Source organism: Spirosoma pulveris, from assembly GCF_054781875.1.
In genome coordinates this window covers 34823-57433 of the sequence record NZ_BAAGTO010000009.1, presented here as the reverse complement: position 1 = coordinate 57433, position 22611 = coordinate 34823, and the positions used below count along the sequence as shown (strand labels likewise).

The following is a 22611-nucleotide window of genomic DNA, read 5'->3' as shown; positions in this document are numbered from 1 at the left end:
TCTGTGTTACTTAAAAACCAAGTTGAAGGCCTACCATGAGTGTGCGGGCCTGCGGAAACTGTCCGTAGTCGATACCGTTGGTCAGCGTTGGGTTCGTATTACTGGTCCGCGAGCCAACTTCGGGGTCGTAGCCGGTATATTTGGTGAACGTCAACAGGTTAGTGGCTGCTACGTAAACCCGCGCCCGGCTCAGGGTTCCGCGTGAAAACGTTTGTAACGCCCCCGCTGGTATCGAATAGCCAATGCTCAGGTTTTTCAACCGTAAATAAGAGCCATCTTCAATGAACCGGTCTGAGGTGCGTGAATTACCATTGGGGTCGCCATCAACGGCCCGTGGTACGTCGGTAACCGTATTGGTTGGCGTCCAGGCCCGGAGTACATCCGTTCCGGCATTGAACAACCGGAGCATGCCCTGCTCAAGCACTTTTACACCATTGTAAATTTTGTTGCCCTGCACACCCTGAAAAAACAAGGATAGATCGAAGCCGCGGTAATTAGCCGACAGATTCAGTCCATAGGTGAATTTCGGCAGGAAGCTGCCCAGGTTAACCCGGTCGCTGGCATCGATCTTGCCATCGCCGTTCACATCCACAAAGCGAAGGTCGCCGGGAGCGGCATTGTCCTGCGTCGGGGCCGATTTAACCTCGTCGGCGTTCTGGAAGATACCCGCTACTTTCCAGCCGTAGAAGTACTGAATTGGCTGGCCGGCTTCGGTACGGGTAATGTCAAATCCGCCGTAATCGGCATTGGCCCCGTTGAGCAGCGGTGAAACGGTGGGTCCGAGGCTCAGCACTTTGTTATTGATAAAGCTGATGTTGCCCGATGCGTTGAATCGGAACGCGCCCTTCGTTTTGTTGTAGCCGAGCTGCATTTCAACACCCGTATTCCGCATGCTGCCCACGTTGACAATGGGCGACTGCGAATAGCCGATGGAGGGCGCGATGGGCTGGTTCAGAATCAGCCCGTCCGTGTTCCGCTGGTAAACTTCAGCCGAGAGGGTGATGCTGTTGCTGAACAAACCCAGGTCGAGCCCAACGTTGCTCATCTTCGTAACTTCCCACCGAAGGTCGGTATTGCCCAGGCGGTCGAAGTACGTTCCCTGTGTGCGGTCGCCCCCGATGATGGCGTTGGTGTTCTGGGAGACGGCTACCTGCCAGGAATAATCGCCGATACCGTTGAAGCCCATAGTACCGTAGCTGGCACGAAGTTTCAACTCCGAAATAGCGGGTACGTTTTTCAGAAAGGCTTCTTCGCTGATCCGCCAGCCTGCTGATACCGACGGGAAATTGCCCCATTTATTGCCCGGTGCAAACCGCGACGAGCCATCCCGCCGGAACGACGCCCCCAGGAGGTATTTGCCCGCGTATTCGTAATTAAGACGTCCCAGATACGACAGCAGTACATTTTGGGAACGCGTACCCGTTAAACCGGCACTTGTGCTGATCACGGCACTCAACTCGCGGATGGTGTTGGATGCTGCCTGGCCTGTACCAATGATTTCGAGGGAGTTGCCCGCCTGCCGTTCGGCCACGGCCACCACATTGAGGCTGTGCTTACCAAACGTTTTCTCATAGGTCAGCTGGTTCGAGATCAGGGGAGATGCATACGTCAGCCGGTCGTCAGAAACGTTGGCTAGTGCCCGGGCGTTGAAACTTTCGCTGTAGATCGGCAGAAACGAAAAGGTACGTGCCGTTACGTAGTCGATACCGCCACGAAGCCGATAGGTAAGCCCGTCAATGATCTTAACGTCAACATAAGCGCTTCCCAGTATTTTCATGCGCTGGGTGTTGCTCTGGTCCTGTAAGGCGGCCCGCACCGGGTTTTGGGGGTCGGAACCGTCCGAGCCGTCCGGCCCGCGATAGCCGCCAAGTAGAGTAGGGTCTTCAACCGGCATGTAAGGCGTCATGCGGATCATGTTCTGCACCTGTGTCCGGCCGCCGGCGCTTACTTCGTTGAGCTTATCGTCGTAGGAGATGGTCAGTGTTTGTCCGAATGAGAAGCGTTTGCTGATAGTATGGTCGGAGTTGATGCGGAAGTTACCGCGTTTGTACCCCGTGCCAATCATAATCCCCTGCTGATTGAAATAACCAACGGATGAATAGAATCGCGACTTCTCGTTGCCGCCCGACAATTGCACACTATGCTGCGTAATGGGCGCATCCCGGAACACCGCCTTCTGCCAGTCGGTATCGGTTTGAGCGTACGTTTGCGAAGCACCGGCGTAGATGGGCTGATTCAGGTTACTAAACCGCGTGGGTACCGGCTGACCGGCATTGCTTCGGAGGGCTGTTCCGAACTGGATGTACTCATCCCGGTTCAGTAAGTCGAGTTGACGCCATGCGCTTTGTGTGCCTACGTAGCCATCGTAATTAACGTGCAGTTTACCATCGCGGGTGCCTTTTTTAGTAGTTACGATGATAACGCCATTTGCCGCGCGGGAGCCGTAAATAGCGGCCGACGAAGCATCTTTCAGTACATCGACGGACTCGATGTCGCGGGTGTCGAAGTTATTCAGATCGCTCGTTGGAAAACCGTCGATAACGTACAGCGGGTTGGCCGCGTAGTTGATGGAGCCTATCCCCCGGATACGAACGATGGGCGTTTCGCCGGGGGAGCCGTTGCTAACAACCGTTACGCCCGGTACGCGTCCCTGAATGGCCTGCTCTACGCTTGGCACGGGTAGTTGCGTGACTTCCTGTGCCGATACCGACGAGATAGCCCCCGTTACGGACGCCCGTTTCTGGGTCCCGTAGCCTACTACAACCACTTCGCTAATGGATTTTACATCGTCCAGCAGGGTGATGTTTATGCGGCTGCGATTGGCGACGGCTACCTCCTGCGAGGCATAACCTACAAAGCTAAATACCAGTACAGCGTTGTTCGGGGCATTAAGGGTGTACTCCCCGTCCGTATTGGTCGTGGTGCCTCGTGTGGTGCCTTTAATAACGACACTGACCCCCGGAATTCCCTGCCCGTTTTTATCGAGCACTTTACCGGTAATATCTGCCAGGGGCTGGGCGGATGTGGTTGACCATCCGATGCGTTCCAGCTTATCGATGGTTCGGTCGGGTAATCTTACGGCTTCGGTTGCCGGATCGGTTGTGGTTTTGGTTTCGATCTGTTCGATTTTACGAAAAAGCCGTGTACTCTTTTCCTTTTCCGGGACAATAGCGTAGAAGCGGGGTTGTACTTTTCGATACGTTAAGCCGGTGCTGGTCAGTAAATTAGCAAGTTCTGTTTCCAGACTTCGATTACGCTTATTAACCATCAACACTTTTGTGTTAACCAGGTTGGTTGGGTAAATAAATGAAACGCTGTAATGCTGTTCAAGCTCACTTAACGCACTTTTCAATGTAATCAGGCGCGTATCTGCTGCTTGCCTCTGATAGGAAGCGAACCGACTGCTGGAAGCCACAAGCTGTGCCCGGGTCGGTAGTATCCCAATCAGCAGTAATGAGCCAAGCGCAATTAATTGTTTAGTCATGGCAGTAAGAGGTTGCGTCATTGTATAATGATCTGGTTTGTTTGTTGAGTAATGTGCAAGTCGAATAAAGTGGTAAGTCCGTCGAGTATTGTTTGCATAGATTGATTGGGTATCGTTCCGGAAATCGTCTGTCGTTGAAGGGCCGGGTCGGTAATGATCACGTGTACGCCATAGGTATCTTCCAGCATCTGGGCAACTTCCTGCAGGGTGGTGCCATCGAATGTCAGCTTGCCGGATTTCCAGGTCGACTGCGCGGCTGCATCGACGTGTTTACGGTAATAGACTTTCGCTTTAACGTCGGCATAAAACAGATCGCCGGGACGCATAACCAGCTTTTCTTTAGCCTGCCCGCCCACATCAAGCCGGATTTTACCCGTATTCAGCACCACCTTAGCCCGCGCTTGCCGGGCCATCACGTTAAACTGCGTCCCCAGCACTTCGATGTTCAGTTTATTGGGTAGGTGGACTACAAATCGTTCGTGATTTTGTTGGTGGGTTACGCGAAAAAAGCCTTCGCCATCGAGCCAGACTTCACGAGTCTGGTGGCTGGTCCAGCGGGGTGCATACCGCAAACGGCTGTTGCCATTCAGCGTAACCGTTGATCCGTCGGGCAAAGTCAGCGTCGACATTTTACCGAATGCTGTCTGACAAGTGAGGTCCTCTGGATACCACTGCCGGTAGGCCATAAAAGCGCCGGTTGCCAACAGGATAAAACCTGCCAGGGCAGCGGCCCAACGCATTGGCTGTGCCCATGTTGTAAGCCGTCGAACGGGTGTTTCGGCCGGTACGGGAGCGGGCTCCATGCGTTCACGAATGGCGGTTAGCATTCGGTCTGCGTCCGGTACCGGAACAACGGCTGGTGCCAGCCAGGCTAGTTCGTCAAACTGGGCGTCGAGCCGGGTTTGTAAATACGTCTGGCCAGCCTCTGTATTGAACCAGTCCAGCACGTGTCGGGCTTCGTCGGGTGTAACCTGGTTAGCGAAATAGCGTTGGAGTAGCTGTTCTGTCATGGGTATAGGAATGCGTATGTGCTACCTATACACCACCCGGTAAGGAAAGTATTATTGGAAAGGAAAAAATAATTTGGGATTAACTGCAGAGAGCAGCCATAATGAGGAGCATCGCTTCGATACCCGCGTGCTGACGCAGGTAATTGCGGAGAAAACGGCAGGCCTGATAGTACTGAACCTTTACCGTGTTGATGGAAATCTGGAGTTTAGACGCCACCTCCTCGTTGGATAAACCCTGTTCGGAGCGGAGGGTGAAAACCAGCTGCCGTTGGGCCGACAGCTTACGCAGCCCTTCCCGAAAAACGGAGCTGTATTCGTTAAAGAGGAGGGTTTCTTCGGTGGTAGTATCCGTATCAGACTGCTGAGTCTGATGTATAATATGCCGCAAAATGGCCCGCTTATTATCCCGGATGCTATTTAAAACCTGATGCCGCATGGCGGTAGCCAGGTAACTTCTGACGGATTGCAACTCGTCCAGCTGGTGCCGGTTTACCCATAGCTTAAGGTATATTTCCTGAAGCGCATCTTCAGCCAGAACAGGATCTTTTACGTATTGAATAGCAACCGTATATAGATAACGATAATACCGCCGAAACAGCGTTTCGAACGCCATTTCGTCGTTTTGTTTGAGAAGACTCACTAAATCCTTATCCGTCAGTTTTGTAACCATTTTCTCAAGGATCTGCCAGCGGCAATGTTCAAGCACTAATTTTGAACCATCGTTAGTAACAAATGTAAAAAAGAATTACCCTCGTTAGGAAAAGAATAGTTTTTATTTGCTGGGTGCAATTGTAAACTTGCAGCCCTGATACCCTCCATCACCTGTTTTTAATATGCGTTACGCGAAAGCAATCCTTGTTTCTTCAGTTACAGTCGTACTTATTTGGGCACTTAACCGGCCTTGGGGCAGCGTTCCGGCCTTTGCCCCCCTGCTTAGTCCGTTTGTTGGTTTCTGGCAAAATGCCGAGTCGGTCAATAACACCGATGAAGAGATTACACTCAATGGAACCAAAGCGCCTGTTACGGTTATTTTTGACGATTTAGCCATTCCACACGTTTTTGCCGAAAATGACGCTGACGCTTTTTTCGCACAGGGTTACCTCACCGCCCATGATCGGCTTTGGCAGATGGAGTTTCAGACGCACGCAGCTGCCGGACGCGTTTCTGAGCTGGTGGGTGATAAAGCACTCGAACTGGACCGTTACAATCGACACCTCGGCATGGGCTTTGGTGCCGAAAAAGCGGTAAAGGAGATGATGAAAGATCCGCGCTCGCGCGAAGCCGTTGAATCGTATACGGCGGGTATCAATGCCTACATCAAGCAGCTTTCTCCGGCTCAGTATCCACTCGAATATAAATTACTGGGGTACGCGCCCGAGCCCTGGCAGCCCATTAAGTGTGCCTATTTCCTGAAGTACATGTCGGGTGTACTGGCCCTCGGTGCCGATGACCTGAATATGAGCAATGTGCTGAAAAAATATGGTACGGTCGTTACCAATGACCTTTTCCCGGACTACCCCTTCCGCGAAGACCCTATTATTCCAGTAGGAACGAAGTGGGATTTTACCCCGGTTAAAATTCCGGCTGTTCCGGCGAACCCATTCCCCGATACGAAACCGCTGGCCATGAACTGGCCCGAACACGACCCGGCTATTGGCAGTAACAACTGGGCGGTTGGACCGCAGAAATCGGCGACGGGTTACCCAATTCTGGCCAATGACCCTCACCTTACGCTTAGTTTGCCCTCGATCTGGTACCAGATTCAACTGGTTACGCCAACTATGAATGTGTACGGAGCTTCTATGCCCGGATCTCCGGGAGTAATTATTGGCTTTAACAAACAGATTGCCTGGGGCGTAACTAACGTTGGCGCCGATGTGCTGGACTTCTACCAGATTCGGTTCAAAGATGCATCCCGGCGCGAATACTGGCACGACAACAAGTGGAAGCCGGTAACCCGTCGGCTGGAGGTGATTAAAGTAAAGGGACAGTCCGATGTGATTGACACCGTCCTGTACACGCATCATGGACCGATTATGTATGAAGTGGGGCAGAAACCCTTCGCCAGCAATGTACCGGTGGGGTATGCCGCCCGCTGGATCGCCCACGAAGCCTCTAATGATTTCCTGACTTACTACTTACTGGATCGAGCTAAAAATCACGAGGACTACCGAAAAGCCTTAAGCACTTATTCGGCCCCGGCCCAGAATTTCGTCTTTGCCGATATTGCCAAAGATATTGCCATTTCGCCAAATGGCCGGTTTCCGTTAAAGTGGAAAGATCAGGGTAAGTTTCTGCTCGATGGAACGAATCCCGCCCACGACTGGCAGGGCTGGATTCCGGCCGCACAGAATCCGCACGTCAAAAATCCGCCGAGAGGCTTTGTCAGTTCGGCTAATCAGTCATCCACTGATCCAACTTATCCCTACTATATCAACTGGCAATTTGGCTCCTATGAGCGGGGCGCCCGGATCAATCAGCGCCTGACGGCTATGCAGGGGGCCACCCCCGACAGCCTGCGTGTCTTGCAGAATGACAACCGGAATTTGCGGGCCGCGGATGCCCTTCCGGTGCTTCTGCCTTATATGGAGGAAAAGGGTTTATCCGGCGAGCAAACCAAGGCTCTGGCCATCATTAAAACCTGGCGGTACAACAATGACGTCGCAGAAGTAGGGCCAACCATTTTTACGGAGTGGATGCGTCAGTACATGGCGGGTGTGTGGCAGGACGATTTTCCGGGTAACGACACGACTACGCTCCGCTATCCCAGCTTCGACCGAACGCTCCAGCTTGTCGAAAAAGAACCGATGGCTCATTGGTTCGACGATGTAACAACGCCTGCCAAAGAGACGCTGAGCAGTGTGTTGACCAAATCATTTCAGACAGCCGTCGATTCACTGACCCGCAAGCACGGGCCAATAGGGAATTCGTGGCAATGGGGCAAACACAAGGCTACGCGCATTGGCCACCTGGCCCGGCTCGATGCCCTGAGTGCGCTGAACGTGCAGATTGGGGGCGGAGCCGGTATCGTTAACGCTACCACCGAGCGTACCGGTCCATCATGGCGGATGGTGGTAGCGCTGGGGCCAACACCCAAAGCGTACGGTGTCTATCCGGGCGGACAATCCGGCAATCCGGGTAGCCCGTACTACCTGAACATGCTTGAAACCTGGCGAACGGGCCAACTTAACGAGCTGCTCTTTCTGCAAACCCCGCAGGATAAGAACCCACGACTAAAACGGAAGGTGACGTTGAAATAACGAAGCCGCAGACCTATTCAAATAGATACATAAACGGGGCTTTAGCCGCTTACTATATAATGATTGAACTCATCCTTATTGCTATTCTGAGCCTGTTGGCTCAACTTTTTCTTCCCTGGTGGAGCTTGGCTGTCGTTGCATTTGGTGTTTGCTTCTGGCGTAGCCAGCGTGGCGGTAGTGCCTTTTTTCAGGGGTTTGCGGGCGTGGCGATTGTATGGCTGGGCTACGCCTTACTGATTCACACACAAACCGATGGCGTCTTTACCGGACGCATGAGTGAACTTCTTTTCAAGACAAACACTACCGTACTTCCCATGCTGGTCGTTACGCTGTTAAGTGGCCTCGTGGGTGGCTTTGCAGGCTTGTCGGGTTTTCTGGTTAAAAAGGCAACGGCAAATTAATCCGTTCGGGCCACTACCGTTTAATCTGGTTCTTAATTCGATAAATCCCTCTACCTTTGTATTATAAACTGTTAACTAACTGATTCATTTCCTGTGAAGAATGCCTCATTGATTCTGAACGTCGTTCTGACGATTGCCGTAGCTGTATTATACTACCTACACTTTAAAGGCCCGCAGGCCGAAGCTGACTCTGCCGTAAAAGCACCTGTAGAAGCGAAAGGCCGGGCTATTGTCTATGTAAACGTCGACTCGCTGCTAACCAAATACGATTACTTTAAAGACACTCAGAAAGTTCTTGAGAGCAAGCGTTTTCAGTTGGAAAACGATCTGGCCGCCAAAGGCCGGAATTTGCAGAATAAAGTGGCGTTCTTTCAGCAACGGGCCGCTACCATGACGCAGGAGCAGGGCCGCGCTACCGAAGCATCGCTTCAGAAAGAACAACAGGACATTCTGGCCTTTCGGGAACGGGCCGCACAGGGTCTTGCCACGGAAGAGCAAGACAAAAACAAGCAGTTGTACGACCAGATCTACGAATACCTTAAAAAGGAAAATGCCACCAACAAATATGAATTTGTGTTGGGCTATACCAAGGGTGGCGGTATCCTGTTCGCTGACCCTTCCGGCGATCGCACCAGCAAAATTCTGGCTGGTCTGAACAAAGAATACCAGGCGAAGCAAACTAAGAAATAAAGCTACCTGCACATCAGGTGGATATCGATCATCCGGCTACTAAGCGAGAGTTTAGTAGCCGGATTCGTTTTGCCTGATTCATCGGCCCCGATAATGCTTGCTATCGTTTGGGAAGAGACAAATTCTTTTGGTTAAGTAAACCTCTGTCACTTTTCGGGTGTTCCTGTTCTTACCGGGTTACCTTTATGTTTCAATTAAAGGTGGACGACATACCCAAGGGATTCAGCACCCATGTAAATTAGTAAGGGCTGGAACCCGTAAGTACGTTGCCTATCACACATCCTACATCAGTACATGGCTACCGCTTCTATCGTTAAACAAGTTGACATCCGCAATCGTCGGGCCTCCTTCGAGTATTCGTTTTTAGAAACGTATACTGCTGGTATTGTATTGACGGGTACAGAAATCAAATCCGTTCGGCAGGGGAAAGTGAACTTGCAGGACGCCTACTGTCTGATCCATGGCGATGAGCTGTTTATTCGGCAGATGAGCATATCTATTTATACCGAAGGCACACACTATAATCACGAACCTCTCCGCGACCGTAAACTGCTGCTGACAAAGCGCGAGATCAGACGGCTGGCTGAAAAGCTGAAAGATCAGGGGCTCACCATTGTACCCATCCGTATGTTCACCAGCGACCGGGGTTTTGCCAAAGTTGAAATCGCCCTCGCCAAGGGTAAAAAATTATATGATAAACGGGACAGTATTAAGGAGCGTGATGTGGAGCGGGAGATGCAGCGGGAACGCTATTAACTTATGGTAGAATAGAAAAATAGTGCTTTTGTAGACTATTGCCCGCGTTTCCTGCTTTACCGGCCTATTTGGCGCATAAACTTCCTGCTTATCACTTCGCTAAATTTTTGTCATACCTGTTGTCGTTATGTGGATAACTCTGTAACTTGCTACCGTACAGAGGCTCTAAACGCGATATGGGTAGGAAAGTATTAGTCTTAAATCAAGATTACAGTGCATTCAGCATCTGCTCCGTTCCCAAAGCATTCTTGCTGGTTTATTTAGATAAAGCAGAACTTGTTGCAGAATCTGAGCAGTTCATGCTTCGAACCGTTTCGGCGGAGTATCCAATGCCATCGGTTATTCGTCTTCACCGGTATGTCAGTCTGCCTTATAAGGGCGTTATGCTCACTCGGCAGAATATCTTCAAGCGCGATGGTCATCACTGCCAGTATTGTGGTACAACCGAAGATTTAACGCTTGACCACGTACTGCCAAAATCCAGAGGAGGTAAGACCAGTTGGGATAACCTGGCTACCGCCTGCAAGCGGTGCAACTCCCGAAAAGGAGATTACACGCCTGAGGAAGCAAACCTGAAATTACGGCAAAAACCATTTAAGCCAACTTTTCTGGTTTTTCTGCGCGAGTTTTCGGGCTCCCTTGAGCAAAGCTGGATGCCTTTTCTGGCGAAGAAGGAAAAAGCATTTAAGTAAAAGGAGTAAGGGGAGTAAAGGGACGAGGTGGAGAAAGGGGTAATGCTACGAGCAAACTCCTTTCTCCACCTCGTCCCTTTACTCCTTTTATCCTCTCTCTCTCAAAGACTTTTGCCATTTTTGAAACTTTTTATCGAAAGCATTTGCTATCTTTGCAATCCTTTTTCAAAAGGAAAAAATTCACAACTAAAGTCAGTCCGCCATTGACCCACGGGCTGATGTACTGAGGGGGTCAGGGAAACTTTTTTTATGAGCAAAACGCAGCAACGCGAACTGCCGGCATTTGATTGGGACCGGGCAGACAACAAAGGGTTTGGAAGCGGCTATTCGGTTGAAGAACACAACCGGATGTTGGAACTTTACGACAACACTTTGTCGGAAGTTAAAGAGAAAGAAGTGGTAATGGGAACCGTCGTTGGGATAACGGACCGGGAAGTACTACTCAACATCGGCTTCAAGTCGGATGGCTTAGTGCCAGCTTCTGAATTCCGGGATATGCCGGACCTGAAGATGGGTGATGAAATTGAAGTTTACGTAGAAAATCAGGAAGATCCGAACGGTCAGCTGGTGCTTTCTCGCAAAAAAGCGAAAGTGATCACCGCCTGGCAGAAAATTCAGCGTGCACTGGATGAAGACCTCGTTATCGATGGCTTCGTTAAACGCCGGACCAAGGGTGGCCTGATCGTTGATATTTTCAGCATTGAAGCGTTCTTACCAGGTTCGCAGATCGACGTGAAGCCAATTCGCGATTTCGATATCTTCGTTGGTAAGAAAATGGAGGTTAAAGTCGTTAAGATCAACTATGCCAACGACAACGTAGTCGTTTCGCACAAAGTCCTGATCGAGAAAGACCTCGAAGCACAACGTGCTCAAATCCTGAACAACCTCGAAAAAGGTCAGGTACTGGAAGGCGTTATCAAGAACATGACAAACTTTGGTGTGTTCATCGATCTTGGTGGCGTAGATGGTCTGTTGCACATCACGGATATTTCGTGGGGTCGTATCAGCCACCCATCCGAAGTGCTGCACCTCGACCAGAAGGTCAACGTGGTTGTACTCGACTTCGACGAAGACAAGAAGCGTATTTCGCTGGGTATGAAGCAACTCCAGGCTCACCCCTGGGATGCACTGGCTGAAGACATTCAGGTTGGTTCGAAAGTGAAAGGTAAAATCGTGAACGTAGCTGATTACGGCGCGTTCCTCGAAATTCAACCCGGTGTTGAAGGGCTGATCCACGTATCAGAAATGTCGTGGTCGCAGCACCTGCGTAACCCACAGGAATTCCTGAAAGTTGGTGACGAAGTAGAAGCACAAGTGCTGACACTGGACCGCAACGACCGTAAAATGTCGCTGGGTATCAAACAACTGACGGAAGATCCATGGACTCGTCCCGAACTGCGTACCAAATACGCTGTCGGCACGAAGCACAAAGGCATGGTACGTAACCTGACGAACTTCGGCCTGTTCCTCGAACTGGAAGAAGGCATCGACGGTCTGGTACACGTGTCTGATCTGTCGTGGACGAAGAAGGTGAAACATCCTTCGGACTTCATCAAGGTTGGTGACGAACTCGAAGTGCTGGTACTTGAACTGGACGTCGACAACCGTCGTCTGGCCTTAGGTCATAAGCAACTCGAAGAGAACCCATGGGATACGTTCGAAACCGTATTTGCTGTTGGTACCATTCACCGTTGCACGATTCTGAATAAAAACGACAAGATGGCCACGCTCGAACTGCCCTATGGCATCGAAGGCTTCTCGTCGCTCAAGAATCTGGGCAAAGAAGATGGCACCTTCGCTGAAGTTGGCGAAACGCTTGACTTCAAAGTAACGGAATTCTCGAAAGAAGAGAAGCGCATCATGCTCTCGCATACCAAGACGTGGGGTGAGAAGAACGAGCCTGTTAAGGAAGCCAAAGCGCCTAAAGCAACCGCTCCAAAGGCAGCTTCTGCACCGGCTCAAGCCGATCGCGGTGCTACTCTGGGTGATCTTGATGCACTGGCTGCATTGAAAGAGCAACTGGAAGGCCGGAACTAAGTTGTTCCTCCTTTACCTGCATAAATGCCCCTGGCCTTTTGGCTTAGGGGCATTTTTTTAAGAAAGCGTTTCCTTATGTAGGATAAAATCATATCTTTGCACTCCCGAACGCGAGAAATCTCCTGTTTCGGTCAAAATGGTTCCGTGGCCGAGTGGCTAGGCAGAGGTCTGCAAAACCTCCTACAGCGGTTCGAATCCGCTCGGAACCTCTCTTTTAATAGATGCCATTTGGCTTGCTTTCTGTACGGAATGCGGGTTAAATGGCATTTTTTATGGCTAATCAAGACTACTTTATAAAATTCCTGGGAAAGGTTACAGGCTGCTTAATTAGAAACAATATAAATAAAATGGGCTATGAAATAACTAAACAGCAATTTTTGCCTATACAGCAATCGTGTCGTACTTTTGGGGGCTAATAAAATAGCAGTGCTGATTATGTTGATCAACTCAAAAAATATAGTTCATAAAATGAGTCGCTTCTATAAGCTTTGCGTGGCTATCGTCCTATCGCTGACGCTGTTGGTTTCCAACAGTCAGGTGAAAGCGCAGGATGCTGCAGCAGGTGGTGCTCCAGCCGCAGCAGCGGCTGCTCCTGCAGGCGGTGGGGATGCTGAAAAAGGAAAGTCGCTGTTTACCAACAACTGCGCACAATGCCATGCGGTAACAGCCGAGAAAGTAGTTGGACCAGGTCTGCAGGGAATCGAACAGCGGGCACCAAGTAAAGATTGGCTGCACAAGTGGATTCGGAACTCATCAGCCGTTATTGCCTCGGGTGATGCCTACGCTAACCAGGTATTTAACGCCAATGGTAAAGTTCAGATGTCGAGCTTTCCGAACTTATCGGATGCAGACATTGATGGCATCCTGGCTTACATCGATCAGGCTGGCAAGCCAGCTGCCACTGCCGCTGTTGCCGGTGCTGATAATACCAAAAACGCTGGCGGTGCTGGTGGAGCAGGCCCATCGACTGGTGGCCCTTCCGAACTCTTCACTTTCGTTTTGGTTGCGCTGTTGATCGTTATGTTGTTAGTACTTGGCGTTTTGTTAGCTATTGTAACAATCCTGTCGAAAGCCGTAACGCCCGCAACAGCCGATGGTACACTGGCTGCTTCGTCGTTCGGTCAGCGTTTAAAAACGGGTTTGTCTGATGCATTCAATAACCCGACACTTCGGTCAATCGTCATCTGGTTATTTCTGCTAGTCGTTACGAAAGCAACCATAGACGGCGCTTATAGCGTGGGTATACAGCAGGGTTACGCACCCAAGCAGCCTATTGCGTACTCACACAAGTTACACGCTGGTCAGTACAAAATTGACTGTAACTACTGCCACACAGGTGCTCAAAAGGGAAAGAGCGCTACGATTCCTTCGGCAAACATCTGTATGAACTGCCATGGCGTCATTAAGAAAGAGTCGCCCGAGATTCAGAAGATTTATACAGCCATCGAGAAAAATCAGCCAATTGAATGGGTTCGGGTGCACAACCTGCCTGATCTGGCTTATTTCAACCACGCTCAGCACGTAAACGTTGGTAACGTAGCGTGTCAGACCTGTCACGGCGAAATCGAGAAAATGGAAGTAGTAGAGCAGCGGTCGTCGTTAACGATGGGCTGGTGTATCGACTGCCACCGCCGGACGGAAGTAAACACCAAAGACAATGCGTACTACGATAAGTTAGTGGCTTTACACAAGAAGGAAAGTAAAGACGCGCTTAAAGTGGCCAACATTGGTGGTCTGGAATGTTCTAAATGTCACTATTAATTTAATGTATAGAAACAGTTGAAAGGAAGCTGATTCCATTTCATTTTGTCGTATACATTCTCATTTTAACCATTGCCGCATACAACACGCATGGAAAATACATCTAAACGGTATTGGAAAGGGGTTGAAGAATTACGCAATGACGCGACGTTTGTTAAGAACGCCAATAGCGAATTTGCTAATCCAGACCTAAGTGAATCATCAAATGACCTGGACGGTCTGCTCGGTGGCTCAAATACCCAACGCCGTGACTTTTTGAAAGTAATGGGTTTCGGTATGGCGGCCGTATCGCTGGCAGCCTGCGAAGCACCCGTTCACAAGGCCATTCCATACATTAACAAACCAGAGTTCACATTCCCGTCTATTTCCGATTACTATGCGTCTACGTATAGCGAAGGTGGTGACTATGCAGCTGTCCTGGTTGAAACACGTGAAGGTCGGCCTATTAAAATAGAAGGTAACCCACAGTCAAGCATAACCAAAGGTGGTACAACTGCCCGCGTTCAAGCCTCTGTTTTGTCATTATATGATATTGACAAACTGAAAGGCCCCAAGCGTGGTGAGACAGACATTGACTGGTCAACTGCTGACCGTGAAATTGTCAACCAACTTAACGCAGTAGCTGCAAAAGGCGCTGGTATCCGGATTGTTACATCCACGATCCTGAGTCCGGCTACGAAAGCGGTTGTGGCTGACTTCGTAGCTAAATACCCAACAGCCCGTCATATCATGTATGATGCTAATTCGGTATTTGGTCTTGTTCAGGCAAACCAAACATCGTTTGGGAAAGCGGTTATTCCCTCTTACGATTTCAGCAAAGCTGAAACAATCGTAAGCGTTGGTGCCGACTTCCTGGGTACTTGGGTAGCTCCGCTTGAGTTCATGAATGCGTATGCGAAGGGTCGTAAAATTGGTGCGGTTGGAAATGGTAAGAAGACCATGTCTCGTCACTACCAGTTTGAAACTGGCCTGTCAATGACGGGTGCCAACGCCGATTACCGGACACCAATCAAACCATCGCAGGAGGGTTTGGTCGTGGCGGCTCTTTACAATAAAGTAGCTGCTAAACTAGGTGGTTCAGCCGTTAGTACGCCATCCGTTACCGTTGAGCATTTAGACAAAGCAGCCGCAGATCTGGCTAAGTCGCGTGGTAAAGCACTTGTTGTTTCGGGTTCGAATGATCCAAACGTACAAGTCGTTGTCAACGCGCTGAATAACTTGCTGGGCAGCTACGGTACAACAATTGATATTAATTCGCCGGTCAACTACCGCCAGGGTAATGACCAGCAGATGAACGCCTTCATCAACGAAGCTAAGGCGGGCCAGGTTGGTGCGGTTCTGTTCCACGGAGCCAATCCGGTATATGACCATCCACGTGGCGCTGAGCTGGCAGAAGCGTTGCCAAAAATTGCACTGTCGGTGTCTTTCGCTGACCGGGCTGATGAAACCGCTTCGTTATCTAAATACATTACGCCAGCTCCTCATTATCTGGAATGCTGGAATGACGCTGAGCCAAAGCAAGGTTATTACAGCCTGACACAGCCAGCGATCACGCTTATCTTCAAAACCCGTCAGTTTCAGTCGAGCCTGTTAACATGGGCTGGCAAACCTGCCGATTATCAGGTTTACCTGAAGAATTTCTGGCGGACAACGCGGTATCCGCAAGCAACGGGCTTTAGCTCGTTTGAGGCTTTCTGGGTACAATCGTTGAACGACGGCGTGTTTGAACCGAATAAAGCGGCCGTTGGTGGCGGTGCTTCGTTTGCCGGTGATGTGGCCCAAGCTGCTGCCGGTATCGCCCAACGCTACAAGCCAACAACCGGTATGGAGTTGTCCTTGTACGAATCGGTTGGTGTGGGTACGGGTGCCATGGCTAACAACCCCTGGTTACAGGAGCTTCCTGATCCGGTTTCAAAAGCGTGCTGGGACAACTACGCGGCCCTTTCGCAGAAAACGGCTAACGACATGAAACTGGCCCAGAATGATCTGGTAACGGTAACGGTCAATGGAAAATCAGTTGAGCTACCTGTTCTGATTCAACCGGGTCAGGCAGACAACACAGTATCGATTGCGGTTGGATATGGTCGCGAGAAAGCGGGTAAATCGGCGAACGGCGTTGGTAAGAATGCCTATCCATTTGCCTCGATCACTAATGGTACCGTAAACTTTGCTTCGTTTACCGCAACTGTAGCCAAAGCAAGCGGCCGTCATGAAATAGCCCAGACGCAAACGCACGATACCGTAATGGGCCGTCGCGCTGTGTTGCAGGAAGCTAAACTGGCGTCGTACCAGAAGAATCCGAAAGCAGGTCGCTACGAGCCTAAAGTACAGACTTCAGTAGGCCCAACCGATCCAACCGACATTACGCTCTGGAACGGTTACGGTAAACCAAACCACTCATGGGGTATGGTCATTGACCTGAACTCGTGCGTAGGTTGCGGAACATGCGTAGTTGCCTGTAACGCCGAGAACAACATTCAGGTTGTTGGCCGTCAGGAAGTGCTTAACCGTCGTGAGATGCACTGGATGCGTATCGACCGGTATTACAGCAGTGACGCAGAGGCAGAAGATTTCTCAGGTCTGGAGGTTGCTTCGGCTAATCCGGAGATCACTTTCCAGCCAATGCTTTGCCAGCATTGCAGTAATGCTCCCTGCGAAACAGTGTGTCCGGTACTGGCCACTACGCACAGCACGGAAGGTCTGAACCAAATGACGTACAACCGTTGCGTTGGAACGCGTTATTGCGCTAACAACTGCCCATATAAAGTGCGTCGTTTCAACTGGTTTAAATACCACGACAACGATAACTACGATTATCACTTCAATAATGACCTGGGCAAAATGGTCATTAACCCAGATGTAACGGTTCGTTCACGTGGCGTTATCGAGAAGTGTTCGTTCTGCGTTCAACGCATTCAGGAAACAAAACTGACGGCTAAGAAAGAACGTCGCCGGTTAGCTCCTGACGAAGTTCAGACTGCCTGCTCACAGGCTTGTCCAACGGATGCTATCACCTTCGGCGACATGAACAACCCGGAGAGCACAATCTCGAAAATTTTGGTTGAAGAGCTGGAAGGCCGTGCATTCCACGTATTGGAAGAGATCAACGTGAGACCACAAATCTCGTACCTGACCAAGATTCGTAACAAAGACGAAGAGGCAAAGCAAAACGAGAACGCTCGTCAGGAAACAAACGCATAAATAAATCACAATTTACGTGGGTTGGTTTTAGAACAATCTGGGGTCACAAAGCGTAAATTGTCTATCGTAAATCATACATCGTAAATCAGTAAATTATATGTCGCATGTTACATCAGCCGTAAGAACTCCCCTCGTCACCGGTGGTAAAACCTACGCCGACGTGACGGAGGATATCAGCAGACAGGTTGAGGGAAAACCCACCCGCGAGTGGACGATTGCCTTTACCATCTCGGTGATTGTGCTACTTTACGGAGCCGCCTGTGTATTTTGGACCTGGTGGGAAGGCCTAGGCGTTTGGGGCCTTAACAAGACTGTAGGTTGGGCGTGGGATATTACCAACTTTGTATGGTGGGTAGGTATCGGTCACGCCGGAACGCTGATCTCGGCTATTTTGCTTTTGTTTCGTCAGAAGTGGCGAACGGCAGTAAACCGGGCGGCTGAAGCCATGACGATTTTTGCTGTATTATGTGCAGCCAGCTTCATCCTGATGCACATGGGTCGGCCCTGGCTGGCTTACTGGGCGCTCCCGTTGCCTAACACATTCGGTTCATTGTGGGTAAACTTCAAATCGCCACTGGTATGGGACGTATTTGCTATTAGTACGTACTTCACTGTATCCCTTGTGTTCTGGTACATGGGTCTTATTCCTGATCTGGCTACCATTCGCGACCGCGCCCGCAGCAAAGTATCTCGTTATATATACGGCGCATTTGCCATGGGTTGGAATGGTTCGGCTAAGACATGGGCTCGTTATGAATACATGAGCTTGATTCTGGCCGGTCTGTCGACCCCGCTTGTACTTTCGGTACACACGATTGTAAGTATGGACTTTGCTACCTCGGTTATTCCGGGTTGGCACACAACCATCTTCCCTCCTTACTTCGTTGCTGGTGCTATCTTCTCCGGTTTTGCCATGGTACAAAATCTGGTATTGATTATCCGGGTCGTCTTTAAACTGGAAGATTACATTACCGTTGAGCATATCGAGTCGATGAATAAAGTTATCACCCTGACCGGTTCTATCGTTGGTGTGGCTTACCTGACAGAGTTTTTCATCGCCTGGTATTCGGGGGTTGAATTTGAAAGTTACGCGTTCATTAACCGGGCAACCGGTCCATACTGGTGGGCATACTGGGCCATGATGACCTGCAACGTAATTACACCACAACTGTTCTGGTCACGGGCAATCCGCCGGAGCATCGTTTGGACGTTCGTTCTATCGGTTATCGTGAACATCGGTATGTGGTTCGAGCGGTTTGTAATCATTGTTACATCGCTGCACCGCGACTACCTGCCATCGAGCTGGGCTATGTTCCACCCCACGCTGTTCGACATTAGCGATTACATTTTCTCGTTTGGTTTCTTCTTCACGTTGTTCCTGCTGTTCTCGAAATTCCTGCCGGTAGTTAACATGGCTGAAGTTAAAACGATCATTAAATCATCGTCCGAGAAATTGCCGGTGTCGGTATCGGGAGTTGCAAAAGGAGAACGCGTCGCCAATCCGACGTTTAATAAAGACGTAGAATAAGATGGTTTTACGTTTACAACTCCCGGAGGATTGATGCGCAAGCAGCCGGGAGTTGTAGACAAAACTGCAAACTGAATTAATCATGTCAGATGTAAATGGTAACGGTAAGTTCTTAGTCGGCATCTATGATGATGACGATGTAGTACTCAGTGCCGTTAAAGAAGTTAAAGGCGCAGGCGTTCGGATTCAGGAGGTCTACTCGCCGTTTCCAATTCACGGGTTGGATGTTGCACTTGGTCATCCACGCAGCCGCTTAGGTATTGCTGCTTTTATGTTCGGGCTAAGTGGTACACTTACTGCATTAGCGCTGACATACTACACGGAAGGTTTTGACTGGCCAATGATCGTTGGTGGTAAAGACTCCTATTCTCCCGTCATATATGTACCGATCATTTTTGAATTGACGGTCTTGTTCTGTGCGCTGGGTATGGTTGGAACATTCCTGATCTCTAATGGAATGGGGCCAACTGTTAAGCCATTAATGTACGACCTCCGAACCACCGATAATAAATTTGCCATGGCCATTGACCTTAGCAAAAACAACATTGGTGAAGGTGATATCGAGCAGATTTTGAGAAAATCAGGTGCTGCTGAAGTCAATATCAAGCAGTTCTAACGATCAGTATAAGGATGATAACTAAACATAAAAGTGTTGCGGCACTAGCTATTATCGGACTACTATTTGCGGGTACTTCCTGTAAAAAGGGTCACGATGATACGGGCACTGTATATGCCCCGAACATGTACGAATCTGTTGGATACGAACCTTACCGTCAAATTCGCCCAAATACGATAAACGTAAGAGAGAACGGTCTCAACATGCGTTTACCGGCTCAGGGAACTGTTGCGCGTCCTAACTATCATACGACATTCAACGAAGGGGCTTTCAAGACCACTGACTTAATGATGTATAATATTCCGGCTGACAGTATCGGGATTGCGGAACGTGTTTTAACAAATCCAATTCAGGATTCAGAGAAAACGCAGGCGGAAGGACAAGTCTTATATACCCGCTATTGCAGTCACTGTCATGGTGCAACCGGTAAGGGTGACGGGCCAGTAGCTGCTCAGTACAAAGGGGTTCCCAACTATTCGGCGGATGCCTACAAGACAATGAATGACGGACATATTTTTCACGTCATTACTCATGGTAAAGGCCGTATGTGGCCACATGGTTCGCAAATCACACCAGAAGATCGGTGGAAGATTGTACAGTACGTTCATAAACTCCAACAAGGATAAATTGGCACTGGATGCAACGAATGGCTATTATTCATTCGGCTTCATTTACAGACATCCAGAGTCTTTAATTAATTGACAAACCAATAAGAATGGCATCGGCTCACGCAATACCGTCCTTAGACGAAGAATTTGAATTTACTGCGGACTCCAAACGTCGGTTAATGATCGGTATTGGAGCCGGAGTCGCGTTAGTAGCAATTGGCGCATACCTGCTGGCATCGGGTGTTGGTTCACATGAAACTCATGTGGCCGTACATGATGCTGGTGCAGGTGCTCATGAAGGCGGTGGCCACCATGCATACAAATGGACAAACCGTTTGTGGGCTAACGTGTGGCTCAACGCTGTTTATTTTGCAGGTGCCTCCGTTATTGGTATGTTTTTCATATCCTATAACTATTTAGCACAGGCGGGCTGGTCATCTGCTTTCAAGCGTATTCCCGAGGCTCTTCCCGCATTTTTGCCATTTACGGGAATTGCCATTTTAGCCGTGTTCTTCATTGCCGGACATGATTTGTTCCACTGGCTGAATCCAGCGCTGTTCGATCCATCGAGTGCCGAGTTTGATCCGATCATCAATGGTAAGAAAGGTTTCCTGAATATGCCTTTTTACCTGACACGCATCATTCTCTATTTCGCCCTGTGGTATATGATGTGGCGTGTTATCCGTAACTACTCCTTACAAGAAGATATTGAAGGTGGTACGGAGTATTATGATAAGAGTATCAAACTGGGTACAGCCTTCCTACTGGTCTTTGGTGTTACTTCGTCAACATCAGCCTGGGATTTTGTGATGTCGATTGATACCCACTGGTTCAGCACGATGTTCGGCTGGTATACACTGGCGAGCTGGCACGTAACGGGCCTGGCAATCATTACGTTAACGGTTGTTACGCTGAAAGAAAAAGGATATCTTAAAATCGTTAATGATAGCCATTTACATGACCTCGGCAAGTTCATGTTTGCCTTCAGTATCTTCTGGACGTACGTTTGGTTTGCGCAGTTTATGCTTATTTATTACGCTAACCTTCCGGAGGAAACTATTTACTACCGCGAGCGCTTTAGTGGTTATGGAGGCATATACAAAGCTCCGTTCTTCATAAACTTGTTCCTTAATTTTGTGTGTCCTTTCCTGATTCTGATGACACGGGACGCTAAACGGACATACATCATTTTAAAGCTGGCTGCCTGGTGTATCATCATCGGTCACTACTTTGACTTCTACGTTAACATTATGCCGGGAACGGTAGGTGAGCACGGTGGTTTTGGTCCGATTGAGTTCGGTATGATTCTTATTTTCGCGTGTGGTTTTATCTGGAGTGTCTCTTCTCAGTTATCAAAGGCTAATTTGATTCCAAAGAATCACCCGATGCTGGTAGAGACATTACACCACGACATTTAATTTCTAACCTGTAAAAAAATGGTCTATATAGTCGCATTACTGGCAGTAGTCTTTTTAGGATTGGCCGCAATGGTCGTTTCCAAAATGGCCGCTGTTGTTAAGAACGCAGGTGGCCCTAAAGAAGAAGGGCATATCGGTTTGAGCAATAAGATCAACGCAGCAATGTTTGTTGTCTTTTTCGTCGTTGGTCTTATAGGTGCTGTTTGGTCATTCATGTATGCCCGACAGTTCTTTTTACCCGAAGCGTCGTCTCCTCACGGACGGCGTACAGATAACCTGTTCTGGATTTCTATGGCAATGATTACGGCTGCGTTTATTCTAACGAATGCATTGCTGTTCATTTTCGCCTGGATGTACCAGCACAAAGAGGGTTATAAAGCGGCCTATTATCCGGAAAACCATAAGCTTGAGCTGATCTGGACTATTGTTCCGGCCGTTATTATGGCTGTAATGGTGTTCACCGGTTGGAGGGCATGGCGGGATATCATGGCTGAAGCGCCAGCAAACGCGCAAGTGTTTGAGATTGTTGGAAAGCAGTTCAACTGGATTGCCCGATATCCTGGTGTTGATAACAATAAACTGGGTAGCTTCAACTACAAGTTGATCGACAACAATAATGAAACGGGAATCGATTATACAGATGAAGCTTCATTTGATGATTTCGTTTCTACTTCGGAGTTACACATTCCGGCCAATAAACCCGTCTTGTTGAAGATCCGTGCTCGCGATGTACTGCACAGCGTATTTATTCCTCACCTGCGAGTGAAGATGGACGCAGTTCCTGGTATGCCAACCCGTTTTTGGTTCATAGCCGATAAGACAACAGATGAAATGCGTAACTTAACGGGTAACCCTGATTTTACGTATGAAATCGCCTGTACAGAAGTATGTGGGCAGGGGCACTTTTCGATGCGTATTCGCCTTATTGTTGAAGACGAGGCAAGTTGGGAAGCTTGGTGCAAACAGCAAAAGCCGCTGCTGACATCAACTCCTGAACTAGCTACTCGTATACCGGCAAGTCTAAAAGCAAAAGCAGCCAAGTATCTGCCTGCCGATGCCACTGCTGCGCCATCTGACAGCTCTACGGCGTCATTACCACGCCAAGGTGGAGTTTCTGTAGCAACTACTACACTCCGTTAATTTTTTAAC

General features: G+C 49.3%; 16 protein-coding genes and 1 tRNA gene. 14 read left to right on the top strand and 3 right to left on the bottom strand.

The annotated features are described in order from the left end of the window. Positions 1–10 precede the first annotated feature (10 nt). From ACYVJM_RS24375 to ACYVJM_RS24365, 3 genes are all read right to left on the bottom strand, one after another. Positions 11–3484, bottom strand: coding sequence for a SusC/RagA family TonB-linked outer membrane protein (locus tag ACYVJM_RS24375; protein ID WP_461150849.1), 3474 nt, complete (start codon positions 3482–3484; stop codon positions 11–13). Between the two features lie 17 nt (positions 3485–3501). Continuing rightward, positions 3502–4494, bottom strand: coding sequence for a FecR family protein (locus ACYVJM_RS24370; RefSeq protein ID WP_461150848.1), 993 nt, complete (start codon positions 4492–4494; stop codon positions 3502–3504). Positions 4495–4573: 79 nt separating this feature from the next. After that, positions 4574–5164 carry an RNA polymerase sigma factor gene (locus ACYVJM_RS24365; protein ID WP_461150847.1) on the bottom strand — a complete coding sequence of 197 codons (591 nt, stop codon included), beginning with the start codon at positions 5162–5164 and terminating at the stop codon, positions 4574–4576. 163 nt (positions 5165–5327) lie between these two features. On the opposite strand from ACYVJM_RS24365, the gene ACYVJM_RS24360 reads away from it, so the two are divergent. From ACYVJM_RS24360 to ACYVJM_RS24295, 14 genes are all read left to right on the top strand, one after another. Continuing rightward, entirely contained in the window at positions 5328–7754 is a 2427-nt protein-coding gene (locus tag ACYVJM_RS24360; RefSeq protein WP_461150846.1) for a penicillin acylase family protein, read from the top strand. Positions 7755–7813: 59 nt separating this feature from the next. Next, a complete protein-coding gene (locus ACYVJM_RS24355; protein WP_461150845.1) occupies positions 7814–8155 on the top strand; it encodes a hypothetical protein in 342 nt (113 codons plus the stop codon). A gap of 93 nt (positions 8156–8248) precedes the next feature. Continuing rightward, positions 8249–8845 carry an OmpH/Skp family outer membrane protein gene (locus ACYVJM_RS24350; protein ID WP_461150844.1) on the top strand — a complete coding sequence of 199 codons (597 nt, stop codon included), beginning with the start codon at positions 8249–8251 and terminating at the stop codon, positions 8843–8845. Between the two features lie 294 nt (positions 8846–9139). Then, a complete protein-coding gene (gene smpB, locus ACYVJM_RS24345; RefSeq protein ID WP_461150843.1) occupies positions 9140–9601 on the top strand; it encodes an SsrA-binding protein SmpB in 462 nt (153 codons plus the stop codon). Between the two features lie 176 nt (positions 9602–9777). Further along, positions 9778–10293, top strand: coding sequence for an HNH endonuclease (locus tag ACYVJM_RS24340; protein WP_012930120.1), 516 nt, complete (start codon positions 9778–9780; stop codon positions 10291–10293). Positions 10294–10542: 249 nt separating this feature from the next. Then, the gene (gene rpsA / locus ACYVJM_RS24335) at positions 10543–12330 is read left to right on the top strand and encodes a 30S ribosomal protein S1 (RefSeq protein ID WP_461150842.1); all 1788 of its coding nucleotides are present in this window, start codon (positions 10543–10545) and stop codon (positions 12328–12330) included. Between the two features lie 138 nt (positions 12331–12468). Next, positions 12469–12539, top strand: a tRNA-Cys gene (locus ACYVJM_RS24330). 226 nt (positions 12540–12765) lie between these two features. Next, on the top strand, positions 12766–14091 hold the full coding sequence (locus tag ACYVJM_RS24325) for a c-type cytochrome (RefSeq protein WP_461150841.1): 1326 nt from the start codon (positions 12766–12768) through the stop codon (positions 14089–14091). Between the two features lie 90 nt (positions 14092–14181). Beyond that, positions 14182–17292 carry a TAT-variant-translocated molybdopterin oxidoreductase gene (locus ACYVJM_RS24320; RefSeq protein ID WP_461150840.1) on the top strand — a complete coding sequence of 1037 codons (3111 nt, stop codon included), beginning with the start codon at positions 14182–14184 and terminating at the stop codon, positions 17290–17292. Positions 17293–17389: 97 nt separating this feature from the next. Beyond that, positions 17390–18820: an NrfD/PsrC family molybdoenzyme membrane anchor subunit gene (gene nrfD / locus ACYVJM_RS24315; protein ID WP_461150839.1), complete on the top strand. Its 1431-nt coding sequence runs from the start codon at positions 17390–17392 to the stop codon at positions 18818–18820. 82 nt (positions 18821–18902) lie between these two features. After that, positions 18903–19436, top strand: a complete 534-nt coding sequence (locus tag ACYVJM_RS24310; RefSeq protein WP_461150838.1) for a DUF3341 domain-containing protein — start codon at positions 18903–18905, stop codon at positions 19434–19436. Positions 19437–19450: 14 nt separating this feature from the next. Further along, a complete protein-coding gene (locus ACYVJM_RS24305) occupies positions 19451–20062 on the top strand; it encodes a c-type cytochrome (protein WP_461150837.1) in 612 nt (203 codons plus the stop codon). An 89-nt stretch (positions 20063–20151) separates the two neighbouring features. Then, positions 20152–21462, top strand: coding sequence for a quinol:cytochrome C oxidoreductase (locus tag ACYVJM_RS24300; RefSeq protein WP_461150836.1), 1311 nt, complete (start codon positions 20152–20154; stop codon positions 21460–21462). Between the two features lie 18 nt (positions 21463–21480). Beyond that, entirely contained in the window at positions 21481–22602 is a 1122-nt protein-coding gene (locus tag ACYVJM_RS24295) for a cytochrome c oxidase subunit II (protein ID WP_461150835.1), read from the top strand. Positions 22603–22611: the final 9 nt, after the last annotated feature.